Annotated in this window: 16 protein-coding genes; 6 read left to right on the top strand and 10 right to left on the bottom strand. The window is 71.4% G+C overall.

The genetic code is table 11. The annotated features are described in order from the left end of the window. The gene (locus J5X75_RS41380; protein ID WP_208473197.1) at positions 1-1,092 is read left to right on the top strand and encodes a hypothetical protein; all 1,092 of its coding nucleotides are present in this window, start codon (positions 1-3) and stop codon (positions 1,090-1,092) included. 5 nt (positions 1,093-1,097) lie between these two features. Here J5X75_RS41380 and J5X75_RS41375 read toward each other — a convergent pair whose 3' ends face one another. Then, positions 1,098-1,877, bottom strand: coding sequence for an ABC transporter permease (locus J5X75_RS41375; RefSeq protein ID WP_208473196.1), 780 nt, complete (start codon positions 1,875-1,877; stop codon positions 1,098-1,100). Further along, positions 1,874-2,782, bottom strand: a complete 909-nt coding sequence (locus tag J5X75_RS41370; protein WP_208473195.1) for an ATP-binding cassette domain-containing protein — start codon at positions 2,780-2,782, stop codon at positions 1,874-1,876. The genes J5X75_RS41375 and J5X75_RS41370 overlap by 4 nt, the downstream gene beginning before the upstream one ends. An 81-nt stretch (positions 2,783-2,863) precedes the next feature. Here J5X75_RS41370 and J5X75_RS41365 point away from each other — a divergent pair, with 81 nt between their 5' ends. From J5X75_RS41365 to J5X75_RS41355, 3 genes are all read left to right on the top strand, one after another. Further along, the gene (locus tag J5X75_RS41365) at positions 2,864-3,613 is read left to right on the top strand and encodes a TetR/AcrR family transcriptional regulator C-terminal domain-containing protein (RefSeq protein ID WP_307798612.1); all 750 of its coding nucleotides are present in this window, start codon (positions 2,864-2,866) and stop codon (positions 3,611-3,613) included. A gap of 101 nt (positions 3,614-3,714) precedes the next feature. Next, entirely contained in the window at positions 3,715-5,388 is a 1,674-nt protein-coding gene (locus tag J5X75_RS45785; RefSeq protein WP_274383837.1) for a methyl-accepting chemotaxis protein, read from the top strand. Between the two features lie 195 nt (positions 5,389-5,583). Then, positions 5,584-6,153 (top strand): class I SAM-dependent methyltransferase, encoded by a 570-nt coding sequence (locus J5X75_RS41355; RefSeq protein ID WP_208473194.1) that lies wholly within the window; start codon positions 5,584-5,586, stop codon positions 6,151-6,153. Between the two features lie 32 nt (positions 6,154-6,185). On the opposite strand, the gene J5X75_RS41350 is transcribed toward J5X75_RS41355, so the two are convergent. From J5X75_RS41350 to J5X75_RS41320, 7 genes are all read right to left on the bottom strand, one after another. Continuing rightward, positions 6,186-6,947 carry a tetratricopeptide repeat protein gene (locus J5X75_RS41350; RefSeq protein ID WP_238490892.1) on the bottom strand — a complete coding sequence of 254 codons (762 nt, stop codon included), beginning with the start codon at positions 6,945-6,947 and terminating at the stop codon, positions 6,186-6,188. Positions 6,948-7,101: 154 nt separating this feature from the next. Beyond that, complete coding sequence (lexA, locus tag J5X75_RS41345) at positions 7,102-7,731, bottom strand: transcriptional repressor LexA (RefSeq protein WP_208473193.1); 630 nt, start codon at positions 7,729-7,731, stop codon at positions 7,102-7,104. A 47-nt stretch (positions 7,732-7,778) separates the two neighbouring features. Beyond that, complete coding sequence (locus tag J5X75_RS41340; protein WP_208473192.1) at positions 7,779-8,618, bottom strand: ABC transporter permease; 840 nt, start codon at positions 8,616-8,618, stop codon at positions 7,779-7,781. Further along, positions 8,615-9,505, bottom strand: coding sequence for an ABC transporter ATP-binding protein (locus J5X75_RS41335; protein WP_307798611.1), 891 nt, complete (start codon positions 9,503-9,505; stop codon positions 8,615-8,617). Before J5X75_RS41335 ends, J5X75_RS41340 begins: the two co-directional genes overlap by 4 nt. Further along, positions 9,502-10,557 carry a hypothetical protein gene (locus tag J5X75_RS41330; protein ID WP_208473191.1) on the bottom strand — a complete coding sequence of 352 codons (1,056 nt, stop codon included), beginning with the start codon at positions 10,555-10,557 and terminating at the stop codon, positions 9,502-9,504. The genes J5X75_RS41335 and J5X75_RS41330 overlap by 4 nt, the downstream gene beginning before the upstream one ends. Then, positions 10,541-11,077: a sigma-70 family RNA polymerase sigma factor gene (locus J5X75_RS41325; RefSeq protein ID WP_208473190.1), complete on the bottom strand. Its 537-nt coding sequence runs from the start codon at positions 11,075-11,077 to the stop codon at positions 10,541-10,543. The genes J5X75_RS41330 and J5X75_RS41325 overlap by 17 nt, the downstream gene beginning before the upstream one ends. A gap of 18 nt (positions 11,078-11,095) precedes the next feature. Continuing rightward, a complete protein-coding gene (locus J5X75_RS41320) occupies positions 11,096-11,782 on the bottom strand; it encodes an alpha/beta hydrolase (protein ID WP_208473189.1) in 687 nt (228 codons plus the stop codon). A 106-nt stretch (positions 11,783-11,888) separates the two neighbouring features. On the opposite strand from J5X75_RS41320, the gene J5X75_RS41315 reads away from it, so the two are divergent. Both J5X75_RS41315 and J5X75_RS41310 read left to right on the top strand, forming a co-directional pair. Beyond that, the gene (locus J5X75_RS41315) at positions 11,889-12,713 is read left to right on the top strand and encodes a hypothetical protein (protein ID WP_208473188.1); all 825 of its coding nucleotides are present in this window, start codon (positions 11,889-11,891) and stop codon (positions 12,711-12,713) included. 41 nt (positions 12,714-12,754) lie between these two features. Further along, positions 12,755-14,671, top strand: a complete 1,917-nt coding sequence (locus tag J5X75_RS41310) for a DUF1707 domain-containing protein (protein WP_208473187.1) — start codon at positions 12,755-12,757, stop codon at positions 14,669-14,671. An 8-nt stretch (positions 14,672-14,679) separates the two neighbouring features. Here the strand turns inward: J5X75_RS41310 and J5X75_RS41305 are convergent, their stop codons facing one another. Next, positions 14,680-15,009, bottom strand: a complete 330-nt coding sequence (locus J5X75_RS41305; protein WP_372451040.1) for an HIT family protein — start codon at positions 15,007-15,009, stop codon at positions 14,680-14,682. Between the last annotated feature and the right edge of the window lie 310 nt (positions 15,010-15,319).

The following is a 15,319-nucleotide window of genomic DNA, read 5'->3' as shown; positions in this document are numbered from 1 at the left end:
ATGCCACGGCGCGTTTTCGTGCACATCGGTGCGCCCAAGACCGGTAGCACGTTCATGCAGGACGTGCTCTGGAACAACAGCGGGCGGCTGAAACGGGCCGGTCTGCTGATGCCGGTCTCGTTCACGGCGCACGACCAGGCGATGACCGACCTGCGGCAGGTGCCGTGGCGTGACCCGCAGGCGTACTGGACGTGGGACCGGCTGGTCGAGACGTTCGCCCGGTGGCCGGGCGACGTCGTGCTCACCAACGAGGGATTCGGGGCCGCCGGCGCCGAGCAGGCGAAACGGGCCGTGGAGAGCCTCCAGCCTTCCGAGGTGCACGTCATCGTCGCCGCCCGTGACCTGTGGCGGACCTTCCCGTCGATGTGGCAGCAGAGCATCCGGGCCCGCAGCACCTGGCGGTTCGAGGAGTTCGTCGCGGCCGTCGAGACCGGCAGGTTCGAGGGGTTCTGGGAGCACCACACCGCCAACCGGATGTTCCTGCGCTGGGGTGACCTGGTGCCGCCGGAGCGCCGGCACATCGTCACCGTCCCGCCGCCGGGCGCGCCGCGGGAGCTGCTGTGGCAGCGGTTCGCCGGGATCATCGGCATTCCGGACGGCGTCTGCGAGACGACCGTGCCCAGCGCGAATCCGTCGCTCGGCGCGCCGGAGATCGAGCTGCTGCGGCGGGTCAACCTGGCGCTCGGCGACCGGTTCCCGCATCGGATGCCCTATCAGCGGGTGGTGCACCAGCATCTGGTCCGGGCGGTGCTGCAACGGCGGGACAACGACATGCGGTTCGGTGTCGGCCTGGACCGCGCCGAGTGGATCGCCGACCTGGCCGAGCAGCAGATCAAGGAACTCCAGGACTATCCGTGTCACATCGTCGGCGACCTGTCCGAGCTGCGACCGGCCGGGATGACGCGGACGCCCACCCCGGACGAGCTGGACGAACGGCAGATCCTGGACGCCGCCGTCGAGACCATCGTGGGCATGCTCGGGCACGCCGACGAGCTACGGCAGCAGGTGCCCGTACCGGAGCCGACGATCATGGCCCGGATCCGCAGCCGGGCCGGTGGGGTGCGGCGCGGCCTGCGCCGCACCCTCGGCTGACCCGACTACGCCCGTAGTCGCCGGTAGGCCCGGGCCGACAGCGGCGCGAAGATCGCCGTGAGCAGCACCGGCCAGGCCACCGCCAGCAGCACGGCGTGGTCGGCGAGCACCCCGCCGGTCACGCCGGTCGGATTGCCGAACAGCTCACGGGCCGCGGTCGCCGTCGCGGACAGCGGATTCCACGCGGCGATCGCACCCAGCCAGCCCGGCATCGTCTCGGCCGACACGATCGCCGTCGACAGGAACCCGATCGGCCACACCAGCACCTGCACCGCCGACGTGGCGCCCTCGCCGCGGAACCGCAGCCCGATGAAGATCCCGATCCACAGCATCGAAAACCTCAGGAGCAACAGCAGGAGTACGGCCAGAGCCGCCGCAGTCGCGTCCCCGGTGATCCGCCACCCGACCGCCAGCCCGCCGACCAGCATGACCAGCAGCTCCACCGTCGAGTTGGTCATGTCGGCGCCGACCCGCCCGAGCGCCACCGAGGCGCTGCCGATCGGCATGGCCCGGAACCGGTCGGTGATGCCCTTGCGGGCGTCGTTGCCCATGGCGGTGGCCGTCGACTCGACGCCGAACAGCATGCTCAGGGCCATCATGCCGGGCAGCAGGTAGGCGATGTAGTCCCCGCCGCCGGGCACGTTGATCGCCCCGCCGAACAGGAACCCGAACACCAGCAGCAGCATGATCGAGAACATCAGGCCGAAGATCGGCCCCCAGGGCTGGCGCACCCAGTGGGCCAGGTCCCGTTGCGTGATGATCCAGCCCGCGCGCAGGGTCGTCATGTCACCGGCTCCTTCTCGGTCAGGGTCAGGAACACCTCGTCGAGGGTGGGGCGGCGCAGCTGGAGGTCCTCGATGCCGGCGTCGAGGGCGTCCAGGGTGCGCACGATCGCGGCCAGGCCCTCGGTGACCTCGACCGTCACCGACCGGGTCTCCTCGTCGGTGACCCCGCCGAGCGCGCGGGCGGCCTCGTCGAGCGGCCCGCGCAGGGTGACGGTGACCCGGTCGCCGCCGATCCGGCGTTTCAAAGCCTCCGGGCTGCCCTCGGCGATCACCCGGCCGTGGTTCATCACCGAGATCTCCGACGCCAGCTGGTCGGCCTCGTCCAGGTACTGCGTGGTGAGCAGGACCGTGGTGCCGCGGGCCGCGGTCTCCCGGATGCTCGTCCACACCTCGTTGCGGGCGCGCGGGTCCAGGCCGGTGGTCGGTTCGTCGAGGAACAGCACGGCCGGGGTGAGCACCAGGCCGGCGGCGATGTCGAGGCGGCGGCGCATGCCCCCGCTGTACGTGGAGACGGCCCGCTCGGCCGCCCCGGTCAGCTCGAACAGGTCGAGCAGCTCGTCGGCGCGGGCCTGGGCGGCGGCCTTGCCGAGCCCGTAGAGCCGGCCGAACATCACCAGGTTCTGCCGGCCGCCGAGGATCTCGTCGACCGCCGGGTTCTGCCCGACCAGGCCGATGCTGGCGCGCACCTGCCTGGCCTGGCCGCGGACGTCGAAGCCGGCGACCCGGGCGGTGCCGGCGTCCAGGTCGATCAGGGTGGTCAGGGCCTTCACCGCGGTGGTCTTGCCGGCGCCGTTGGGCCCGAGCAGGCCGTGGATGACCCCGGCCGGCACGTGCAGGTCGAAGCCGTCCAGGGCGTCGAGGTCGCCATATCTCTTGCGCAATCCCTCGGCGAACAGGGTGTCCACAGGAACGCTCCTTAACTCCGTATGCCTTACGGAAAATCGTAGCGCGGAACACCGTACACCTCACGGGGTAGTCTGTGCCACGTGGAACCGGATCGGACTTTGAACCTGCTGTGGCGCTCGAAGCTCGGCACCCCGCAGGGCACCCGCGGCCCCAAACAGCGGGTCAGCGTCGACGAGGTGATCCGCGCCGGGATCGCGGTCGCCGACGACGACGGCCTGCCCGCCTTCTCCATGCGCAAGGTCGCCGACCGGCTCGGCCTCAAACTGATGTCGATCTACACCTACGTGCCGGGCCGCTCCGAACTGATCGGCCTCATGGTCGACGAGGTCATCGGCGAGATCCCGCACCCGCCGCATCCGGACGGCCCACTCCGCGACCGCCTGGCGGGGGTGGCCCGGCACCAGTGGGACGAGCTCCACCGCCACCCGTGGCTGCTCCAGGTCGAGTCCAGCCGCCCGTGGATCGGCCCCCACGGCTGCGACCGCTACGAGTGGCAGCTCCAAGCCATCGAGGGCTACGGGCTCACCGACCTGGAGATGGACCAGGTGATCACCATGGTCTGCGACTTCACGGCCGGCTCCGCCCGCACGTCGATCCTGGCCCGCCGCACCACCGAGGAGTCCGGCATCACCGACCTCGAATGGTGGGAGGCCAACGCGCCCGTCCTGGAGAGGGTGATGCCGCCCGGCGCCTACCCGCTCGCCGGCCGGGTCGGCACCGTCGCCGGTCAGGAGTACAACGCCGTCGGCGACCCGGCCCGCTCCTTCCGCTTCGGCCTCGACCGCCTTCTCGACGGCGTCGAAACCCTGCTGCGCCGCACGGCCACCTGATCACCAAACAGGTTTCACTACGTGAGACGCGCCTCATTCGGCCGCCACGGCGACCGAACGCTGCGGGAGACGTACCCGAAGCGACAGCGAGGAGAAGCCCCTTGTCGATCTCGAAGCGGGCCGCACTACGGCAGTCCACCGTCAGCAAGGTGGCCGTCGGCAGCCTTGGCCTGATCACCGGCCTTCTGGTCCTGGGCGTCAGCCTGACCGGCGAGGCCGTCGACGACCAACGGACGGCCGCCGACCGGCAGGCCACGTTCGACGCGCTGGGAGTGCGACTTCTCGGCGCCTCCGACCTGCTGACCGACAAGGCCCGCCAATACGCCGTCACCGCCGACCCGGCACACCTCGACGCGTACTGGCACGAGATCGACACCACCGAGACCCGCGACCAGGTGGTGAGCCGGCTGAAGGAACTCGGCGCCACCGCGGACGAGCTGGCACTGGTCGACGAGGCCAAGGCCAACTCCGACGCGCTCGTCGCGACCGAGTCACGATCGCAGCGGCTCGTCCTCGAGGCGACCGGCGTCCCGCAGGCGAAGATGCCGCCGGCGATCGCGGGATTCGCGCTCTCCGCGGCCGACGCGGCCCTCAGCGACGCCAAGAAACTCGCGGTCGCCCGGACGATCATGTTCGACGAACAGTACCTCGCGGACAAGGCGGTGATCACCGAGCCGCTCCAGCACTTCCAGCAGCTGCTGCACGAGCGGTCCGCGGCCGTCGTCGACGACGCCGACCAGTCGATCCGCAACGCCATCCGCCTGCTCGTCGCGCTGGCCGTCCTGCTGCCGCTGGTCATGGGCGGCGTGGTGTACCTGCTCCAGTCCAAGGTCGGGCGGATCGTGGTGCGCTACACCGGCGCGCTCCGCGACCGCGACGTCTACGACCTGTCCTTCCGCCTCGAGCCGGCGGGCAGCCGCGAGATGGGACAACTGGCCGACGCGTTCAACGAGGAACTCGAACGCAGCCTGATCCTGGTCCGCGCCGTGGCCGGCAACGCGGACACGCTGGCCGCGGCATCCGAGGAACTGTCCGTCACCAGCGACCAGGTCGCGGCCGGTTCCGGGGACGCGAGCCGGATGGCGAGCCAGGTCGCCGACACCGCGGACCAGGTGTCACACAACGTGCAGATCGTCGCGGCCGGCACCGAGGAGATGGGCGCGTCCATCAACGAGATCTCCCAGAACACCACCGAGGCGGCCCGCGTCGGCGAGAACGCGGTCATCCTGGCCGGCACCACCAACGCCACCGTGGAGAAACTCGGCGTGTCGTCGTCCGAGATCGGCGACGTGATCAAGGTGATCACCGCGATCGCCGAGCAGACCAACCTGCTCGCGCTGAACGCCACCATCGAATCCGCCCGTGCCGGCGCCGCGGGCAAGGGCTTCGCGGTCGTCGCCACCGAGGTCAAGGACCTGGCCCAGGAGACGGCCCGCGCCACCGAGGAGATCTCCCGCCGGGTGCAGGCCATCCAGACCGACGCGAAGGGCGCGGTCGAGGCCATCGGCGAGATCACCCACGTGATCGCCCGCATCAACGACTACCAGACCACCATCGCCAGCGCCGTCGAGGAGCAGGCCGCCACCACCAGCGAGATCAGCCGCAGCGTCGCCGACGCCGCGGCGGGCGCTACCGAGATCGCCACCACCGTCGCCGGTGTCGCCCAGGCCTCACAGCTGGCCGCGACCGGTGTCGAGGACACCCGGCAGGCCAGCGCGGACCTGGCCCGCATGGGCACCGAGTTGCAGGGCCTCGTGGCCCGATACCGGTACTGACCACGTCGAAGGGCCGGCCGCGCGCGCGGCCCCCCCCGGGCCCGGGGGGGGCGGCCCGGGCGCCCGGCCCATCGACCCGGATAAAGTCGGAGAGAGGCCGGTTTCCGGCCCGGGAGCGGTATCGATCATCATCGCGGGTGAACCGCGCGAGCCGCCGATCACCGCCGCCGACATCAGCGGCGTCGAGGAGCCGTGATGCCCGACTACGACGAGATCTATCAGGAGGGCGCCACACCCTGGGAGATCGGCGGACCGCAGCCCGCGCTCGCCGCGGTGGTGACGCGCGGGGCGTCCGTGCTCGACCTCGGCTGCGGCACCGGCGAACTGGCCATCTCCCTCGCCCGCCGCGGCCACCGGGTGACCGCTGTCGACATCTCGTCGGTCGCGATCGAACGCGCCCGCACCAAGGCGTTCGCCGCCGCCGTGACCGTCGACTTCCGGGTCTGCGACGTCATCGAGCTGGCCATGGATCCGTTCGACATCGTGTTCGACTCCGGCCTGCTGCACAGCCTGCACCGCTGGGGCGGCGTGGAAGGCTACCTCGCCCTGCTGCCCACCCTCCTGGTCCCGGGCGGAAGCCTGTTCGTGCTGGCCATCGGCGTGGAGGCCGACCAGGGCTGGGGCGTCACCGAGGAGTACCTGCGCTCGGTCTTCACCGCCCCGGACTGGACGAACACCCAGGTCACACCGGCCGACGTGGCCGCATTCTGGAACGGCGACCACATCCGCCTCCCCGGCTACCTCACCAGCACCACCCGAACCTGATCTCCTTTCAGCGGCTCGGGCAGACGCGTTGATCAGGTCTCGGTGTGGGTTTGTGCCAGCTCTTGACGCACTTGCTCCAGCATCGCGGTGTCGTCCGCCAGGTCGGGGTGCTCCACCTGGCGGTCCAGGTCGACGACGCGTTCGAGCTCAGCGACGGCCAGGTTGAGCTTGCCGCCGTCGCGGTGAATCATCGCGATGTTGTACCGGGTGACGGCTTCGGTGACCCGGTCGCCGACCTCGCGCTGGATGGGCAGGGCCAGTTGGTAGTAGTCCAGTGCCCGCCGTCGATCGCCCAGCCCGAAGTACACGCCGCCGATGTTGTTGAGGGCGGCGGCTTCGCCGGACCGGTTGCCGATCTCCCGGGCGATGGGCAGGGCCTGTTGGTAGTGGTCCAGTGCCTGCCGTCGGTCGCCCAGCCCGTTGTACACGAGGCCGATGTTGTTGAGGGTGGGGGCTTCGTCGCCGCGATTGTCGGCTTGCCGGAACAGGTTGAGGGCCGACTGGAAGTCCTCCAGTGCTGGCCGGGGCCGGCCGGTTGCATGGCGGGCCCAGCCACGTTGGTAAAAGGCGCCGGCATCCGGGCCCAGGGTCAACGTCGCGGTAGCGATGGCCTGCACCTCGGCGAACCGGGACAATGGCAGCAGCACCCGGCCCAGCCGATGACCGGTGTCACGGGCGATCCGCGTTTCGCCGCCGGCGACCGCGAGGCGATGGACCTCCATCTGCCGGCCGATGTCCACCGTTGCCATGCCGTCGACCCGGGATCGCGGTCGGTAAGGTTCAAGGCCGTCCATGTCCCGGTCACCTCTTCGCCTCGGTTGAGCCGGCACCGGGCAGTGATCCAGCTTGTCCGGCGGTCACCATCGATACACCAGTGGGCGCCGAGGCGAGGCCGGACAGTCGGGAAGCCGTCAAACGGGCGCGGGCGGTGGGCGTACCGGGGAGGGGTCAGACGCGGCGCAGGACCGTGACGACCTTGCCGAGAATGACCGCGTCGTCGCCGGGGATCGGCTGGTAAGCCGGGTTTCGGGGCTCGAGCAGGACGTGGCCGCCGCGCCGCCGGAAGACCTTGACCGTCGCCTCGTCGTCGATCATCGCGGCGACGATGTCGCCGTTCCACGCTTCGCTCTGCTGGCGTACCACGACGATGTCGCCGTCGCAGATGGCCGCGTCGACCATCGAGTCGCCCTGGACCCGCAGGCTGAACAGGGTGCCCCGGCCGACCAGGTCGCGCGGCAGGTTCAGCAGTTCCCCGGTGTCGTCGTCGGTGGCGAGAATCGGGGTGCCCGCAGCGATCGTGCCGACCAGCGGGACCCCGACCGTGTCGTCGGACGGTGGCGGCGTGGTCTCCAGGAACATGCGGACGTCGACCGGTCGCGCCACGCCGCGCCCGCGCCGCAGGTAGCCGAACTCCTCCAGCGTGCGCAGGTGCCGGCTGACCGTGGACGCCGACATGCCCAGCCCGTCCGCGATCTCCCGGGTCGACGGGGCGTAGCCGTGTTTGACCACCGCGTCCCGGATCGCCAGGAGGATCCGCTGGAGGCGGTCGGGCAGCGCGGGCAGGTCCTCGTCGAGCACCTGGTGATCCTGCCCTATTCGTCCCCCGCGGCGAAATCGGCGCGCCGTCACAGGTCACGGCGGTGGAAACCGAGCGCGGCCAGGCCCAGCACCAGCAGCGTCCAGATCGCCGCCCACGTCAGGTAGGCGGGGGTGAGCGGCGCCATGCTCAGGAACGGTGACTCCTCCACGCCGGTGCCGATCTGGGCGAGCAGCGCCGGATCCTGGAACGCGTTCATCGCACCGCGCCACAGCCCGTCGGTGGGCAGCAGCATCCGCGACACCACGCCGATCTGGGCGACGCTCGGGTTGCCGAGGGCCTCGCCGACCGACCCGACCACCCCGGCGATCCAGGTGGCGCCGAACAGGCCGACCGCCACGATTCCGGACGCCATCGGCGAGATCGCGGTGGCGAACAGCAGACCCAGGGTGAGCAGCGCGGCCGTCTGCCCGGCGAGCAGCAGCAGGCCGGTCACCGGATGCGGCGGCCAGTAGCCGACGGTCAGGTGGACGATCAGGAACTGCGACACCCCGGCGACCGTGACGAACCCGGACCCGAACGCGACCAGGCCCAGCCACTTGCCGAGCAGCACCGACCAGCGGCGGATCGGCCGCGTCATCATCGCCAGCGCGATCCCGGACTCCACCTCCCCGGCCAGGCTGGGCCCGGCCAGGAAGGCGGTGCCCAGCGCGGCGATCAGGCTGTAGCCGAACATCACCAGGTTCAGCACCGTGGACCCGGCGACCTTGGCCTCGCCGCTGGTCAGGCCACCGAACTCGGCGTCGATCCGGGAGAAGCCCCACGCGCTGAGCGCCAGCAGCAGCACGGTCAGGACGGCCAGCGACCGCAGCACCCGGCGCCGGGACGCCTCCCGCAGGGTCAGCGTGGCGATGGTCAGGACGGTCACCGGTGCTCCTCCGGGTGGGTGCGCAGGATGTCGAGCAGCCGCTCCTCGAGGGTGGCGCGGGCCGGTTCCACGGCGTGCACCCGCACCCCGTGTTTCACCAGGTCGGCGACGAGTGCGGGCACGTCGTCGGGCATCGCGACGGTGTACCGGTCACCGTTTCTCTCGCAGGGGCCCAGCAGGCCGTCCGGGACGTTGTCGAGACGGAGGCGCAGCTGGCGGCGCCCGAGCAGCTCGGCCAGGGTGCCGGACGCCGCCACCCGGCCCCGGTCGAGGATCAGCACCCGGTCGCAGACCCGCTCCACCTCACCGATCAGATGCGAGTTCAGCAGCACCGCGACCCGCCGCTGTTTCAGCGACAGCAGCAGGTCACGGACGTCGGCGCGGCCCAGCGGGTCGAGCGCGCTGGTCGGCTCGTCGAGCACCACCAGCTCCGGCCGGGCCACCAGCGCCACCGCGAGGCCGAGCCGCTGCTGCATGCCCTTGGAGAAGCCGCCCACCCGGTCACCGGCCCGGTCGGCGAGACCGACCAGGCCGAGCGCGTCACGACGGTCGCGGTCGGAGACGGCCACCCCGGCCAGGCGTACGTGCAACGCCAGCACCTCGCCGGCGGTGAGCCACGGCTGGTAGCGGAACAGTTCGGGCAGGTAGCCGACCCGCTCCCGGGACCGTGGATCGGTGTTCGGACGGCCGAGCAGCATCACCTCGCCGGCATCCGGCCGGACCAGGCCGAGCATCATCTTGATGACGGTGGTCTTGCCGGCCCCGTTCGGCCCGAGCAGCCCGAGCACCTCGCCCCGGGCCACGGTGAACGACACACCGTCCACCGCGACCCGCTTCCGGTAGCGTTTGCGCAGGTGGGAGGCCCACACCGCGGGGGAGTCGGTCACTGCTTCCACCGCAGGTTCCGGGCCACCTCGAGGACCTCGTCGCTGCTGAGCGTGCCGCCGACCGCGTTGACGTGCCCCTTCTCCACCCAGACCACCGTGGAGACGGCCCCGTCCCGGCTGGCCAGCACGGTCGCCGGGGTGCCGTTGACGTCGGTGGTGAAGCTGACCTGCGTCGCCGACCTCACCAGCAGCGGCAGGGTGGTGGCGTTCTGGAAACCGCGCAACTGGTCGGCGACCGTCGCGGGCAGGCCGGGCAGGGTGAGCAGGTAGTCGAGGCCGGTCTCGAACGGCACCCCGGTCGAGTAGCCGGTCGGCGCTTTCACCCGGCCGACGATCAAGGCCGGTACGCCGCGGGCCTCGGACCAGACGGCGGCGATGCCGGGGCCGGCGGTGAGGCTGAACTGACTGTTCTCCAGTCCGGCGGGCGGTTCGGGGAGCGGTTGGCCGAGAGCTGCCTCCGCCTTGTCCCGGTCGAAGGTGAAAATCCCTTTTATCCGATCGCCCACCACGAACCTCGGCTGCCCGGTCACGCCGCGCGGCAGTTCCTTGACCAGAGGAGTGGGAAGTCCGGTGATCCGGCGTGCCTCGCCGGCTCCTTCGACGTTTCGGACATTCGGCCGTTCCGCCACGGTCGTAACGCCATAGTCTGACAAATCCGGCAACGCGACAAGATCAGCCTGCTCCACGGTCACCGGCGCGATCTGCTCAGTCCTGAAGATCTGGAACCAGTCCCCGGCCGCGGCCGCCGAAGCCCCGCCCAGCAGCGCCACCACCCCGACCACGGCGACGAACGGGCTGCGCACCGCGAACCTGCGCCGGTCACGTACCGGCGCGGCCACCGGCGCCGCGGTGACCAGGCGATCCCAGGCCGCGTCCACGTCCGGCTCCACATCGAACCGCAGCGCAGACTCGACCAGCAGAGCGTCGGCCTCCGCCTCGACGAGACGGGACCGGCACCGTTCACACGACGTCACATGCTCGCGGTCGGCGTCGGCGACCCCGTCCGGCTCGTCGGCGAGACGGCGCAGCAGACCGTCACTCGGGTGAGGCATGACCCAACTCCTTACGAAGAGCGGATTCGGCGCGCCGCACGGTGGTGCCCACGCTGCCGGGGGAGAGTTCGAGAGCGGCCGCGACCTCGGCGTAACTCAGGCCGCTGTGCCGCAACACCAGGGCGATCGCCTGCTTACGGGGAAGGCGGGACAGCGCCGCGCGTACCCTCCGGCGCTCGTCGAGGGTGACCACCGCGTCGGCGACATCCGGCGCGGCGGAGTGGCCACCGTCAGCGGCGGCCTCCTCCCGGGAGGCCCGCCGGCGCCCGGAACGCAGATGATTCAGCGCGGTGTGGGCGGCCGCCACACACAGCCAGCCCACCGCCTCACCCGCCGGGACGCTGCTGCGCCCGAACGCCAGGAACGCCTCCTGGGCGACATCCTCGGCCTCGTCCCGCGACCCCAGCACCCGGGCCGCCACCCCGACCACCTTGGGGTACGCGGTGCGGAACACGTGTTCGAGATCGGTACGCACGGAGGCCGGCACCGCGCCCTCCCGCTCGATCGACAACTGCTTCACATCAGGGAAGCACCACCGCTACGCCGAATGTGACAGCCGGCCGATCGCCGCCACCACCCCGTCCGGATCCACCAGCTGGTGCAGGTGCAGCCCGGGCAGATGCTCGACCGGCCAGCCCCGCTCACGAGCGTCCGCCGCGGCGTCCTCGTAGGCCTCGTCGAACAGCACATACCCGCACGGCCGCCGATCCCACCCGTCGGGAACCGGGATCCGCTGCTCGTAGTAGCTCAACGGCAACCGCGGCTGCTCTTTCTCCACCATGCGCCGGGTCACCGGATCGGGGAACAGCGGCGCCACGTCCGCCTCGTCCCACCAGCCGGTCCACGCCGGCAGCACGCCCTCCGCGTCGGCCTTGCTTCGCAAGACCTCCAGGAACTCCGGCGAGGCGACCTCGGTCACGCTTGACCGGGCGGGCAGCGCCGCGTCGACGAAGACACAACCCCTCACGGTACGGGTGAGCGCGCCCACGACCACCGGCACGAACAGCCCGGCGTTGCTGTGCGCGACCAGAACCACCTCGTCGTCCTCGGGCAGCCGCCGCACCGCGTCCGCCACAGCGCTCACGACGGCGGGCCAGAACGGCGGCCCCTCCCCACCGACGTGCAGCAGCGACGGAACGATCGCCCCGGGCAGCCGCTCAGCGACCGGAGCCCAGGTCAGCGGCCCCACCGACGGACTGTGCATCAACACATGGGCGATCCCCATCGGCCCACCCTAGAGTCGCGTCCGCGCCCGGCCCGCCGATTCTCCGGTGAGCAGACACGCCCGTCCGCCAGTACACGAGGAATGCCACTCACGTACTGGAGGCCTCGTGGGACTGTTCCGAACCGCCGAGCTGGATCCGGCCCTCGCCGACGTGCTCGCCACCAGCCACCGCCGCGCCCGCAGAGCCCTCGCCAAAGGTCAGGACGGCGTCCACAAAGCAGTACGGCCGGGGGAGCGGATCGTGGCCGTGACCGTCGACGACCTCGAATGCCTCTGGACCATCGTGGTCACCGAGGACCGGCTGCTCACCATGACCCGCGGCGGCGAGATCCTGGTCCGGGAGACCCCGATCGCCGAGGTCCCCGGCGCCGCCGTCGAGCACGGCAAGCACTACTCGGTGCTGGTGCTCGACCGGATGAGCCTGCGGCTGCACTTCGAGAACCGGTCCGAGGCCGAGGCCCTCGCCAAACGGATCAACCAGCTGATCGTCGCCCACCGGCCGCGCACCATCCCGGCCCTGCACCCCGACCTGTACGCGACGCTGCTGTCCCGCGCCGGCGTCCCGGAAACCACGGTCAACCGGTCCCGCCTCGCCGAACGGACCGCCGTCGTCCTCGGCGCCCAGGCCGTCGCCATGACCGCCCAGTTCGGCGACCCGGAGGCGTTCGCCGAGTTCACCCACCTGTTCGCCAAGGTCGCGCCGGGCCGCGAACAGCAACGCGCCGACGACATGATCTCCTGGCTGTGGGAGTGGCACCCCCTCACCCACCAGACCCTCACCCGGCAGCTCGCCACCTGGCAGGACGGCCTGCTCCAGCCGGACAGCTTCCTCACCGCGGCCGCCGGCGGCGAGATCCCGCCCTGGTCCGACGGCCCCGCCGACGACACCGAGACGTGGCGGGTGGTGTACCGCCGCAACCAGCGGACCTGACCCCGTACCCCGCTGGTGTGGATCTTCTAGCATCGACGGCCGTGACCGACCTCCCGCGCGCCTCGCACGCCGACCGGCAGCACACCACCGATCTGCTCGACCTCGCCCTGGCCGAGGGCCGCCTCGACGCCGCCGACCACGAGACCCGCACCGGCACGGCGGAGCGCGCCGAGGATCCGCAGATCCTGGCCGGGCTGGTGGCCGATCTGCCGGACCGGCCCGGCGTCCGGGACTGGACCAACCGGCTGCGCGTGCGGGCCGCGGACCGCCGCGACGCGGTCACCTGGCTCGGCGACGCCCTCGCCGACGGCGTGCTGACCGCCGGCGAGCACGAGCGACGCCTCACCAAGGTCGCCGAGGCGGTCACCTACCGGCAGCTGAAGAAGGCGATGGACGGCGTCGCCGGGCCGCCGTTCGAGCGGGAGCGGCTGTTCGTCACCGAGGCGGACCGGGCCCGGCTCGCCGCCCGCCTGGACCGCGATCTCGCTGCCGGGCTGATCGGCGGCGGCGACCACGCCGAGCTGACACTCGCGGTCACCGGCGTTTCCCGGTACGGGGACCTCGACGCGATCTCGGCCGGCCTCGCCGCACGTACCGTGGCCGGGCGGCGCGCCGGCCCGCGACCGCTCCCGGCCGACGTGGCCCTCGCCTCGGCCGCACCGGCTCGCCGACGGCGGCCCTGGAAACTCCTCGCGGCCGTCGCGACGGTCACCCTGGTGGTGACCGCCACCGTGCTGATCGCGCGTGCGCCCGGCCCTCCTCCGCCGGGCCGCAACCTGGCCGTCCAGTGGCAAGCCGGCCCGGACCGGCCGTCCGACGTGTACGCCGCCGGAACCTGGGTGCACGGCGACACGCTGATCCGCGTCCGCGAGGACCAGGCCACCGCCTACGACGTGGCCACCGGCCGGGAACGGTGGACTTTCCCGGCGCCCGACCGGCAGGAGGTGTGCACGATGAGCCGCGGCGTCTCCGACGGCGTCGGCGTCATCGGGCTCGGCGCCGACGAGAACGGGCTGATCTGCAACACCCTCGTCGCCGTCGACCTGGCCACCGGCAAGACCCTGTGGCGGCGGACCCGGTCCGTCGGCGACAGCGGAACCTCGGCGGGAGCCGTCGACGACGAGGTCGGCATCGCCGGGAACACCGTCGTGTTCAAGGAGGGGACCGGGTTCACGGCGGTCAGCCTGCGCGACAACCGGCTCCGGTGGCGCAAGGCGGCCCCGGCCACCTGTGCGGCCTATTCGGTGACCGCCGCCGGCAACGACGCGGTGCTGATCTCCGCCTGCGCCGCGGACGCCGCCCGGCTCGTGATGGCCGAGCCGGCGTCCGGGCGGGTGCGGTTCCAGGCGCCGCTGCGGATGCACCCCGACGACGCCCTGGTGAGCCGGGCCGGCAACACCAAGACCACCGTGGTGCTGTCCACGACACCCCTGGTCGTGCGGACCACCGACGACGGCACCCGGACCGCCGACGCGGTGCTGTCCTTCGACGCGCAGGGCAACCGGCGGGCCGCCATCCCACTGTCCCAGCCGGACCTGGACGTCGGCCCCGCCCAGGTTCCCGGCCCCTATCCCGGTTTCATCCCCAGCCCGGGCGCCCGAGTCCGCGCCCTGGCCGTCGTCGGCGACACCCTGATCATCCCGGTCCGGCCCGCGGGCGGCTCCGAGGAGAACCGGGTGGCGGCGTTCGCCCTGGCCGACGGTCGCCGCCTGTGGGACACCGAACTACCGGACCAGGTCATCGGCGCGGCCGCCGACGCCGGCCGGTTCGTGGCGTTGACCTACCTCGGCGTGCTGCACACCCTGAACCCGGTGGACGGGACGATCGTCAGCGACGTCCCGGTCGACGGCTGGATCAGCTATCCACTGCACACCGACCTGCGCCTGCTGCCCGGCCGGTACGCGGTCAGCAACCACAGCAGCTCCACCGAGATCCCACCGGCCCTGATGATCGGATAGCGCGCGGACTACCGATGTCGTCGAACGCGTTGCGCCAGCTCCCTCTGGGACGCGTCGTCGACCGGCAGGACGCCGTTCTCCGCCATGACGGCATGGAACTGTTGCCGGTCGTACGGCACGCCGGGTGGCAACGCGGCGAGATGCCAGTGCAGATGCGCGTTGCCCTGCTGACTGCCCAGGCTCAGCGAGTACATCCGTTCGGTCGGCACGGTGGCGGCCACGGCGAGCGCCACCCTGCGGACCACACTCTGGAAGCGGAGGAACTCGGGCTCGGTCATGTCGTGGATCCAGCTTTCGAGGTGTCGTTTCGGGGCCACCAGGCAGTACCCGAGTTGGATTGGATAGCGGCTGACTGGACGTCTCGTTCAGATAGATGGCGGGACGGGCGTTTCGCATAATGACGGTGATAGCTGGCGCTGTCCGATCCAGGTGAAATGCCGGAGACGCCGCCACCCGCACCTGCCCGACTATGAGCGCTTATCGCCCCTCGATCGTGTCTGATTCACTTTCATCACGAAATCGACGGACACCACGTCCACCAGGCCCCGTTGTACCAGCGTACGCCGGAGGCATGACCGAACGCCGCAGCTACCCCTCCGACCTCTCCGACGCCCGCTGGGCACTGATCGAGCCCCGACTGGCTGCGTG

This window comes from Actinoplanes flavus (assembly GCF_017592555.1).
GTDB lineage: Bacteria > Actinomycetota > Actinomycetes > Mycobacteriales > Micromonosporaceae > Actinoplanes > Actinoplanes flavus.
Note: the sequence above shows the minus strand (reverse complement) of the source record. Positions and strands in the feature narration are given on the sequence as shown.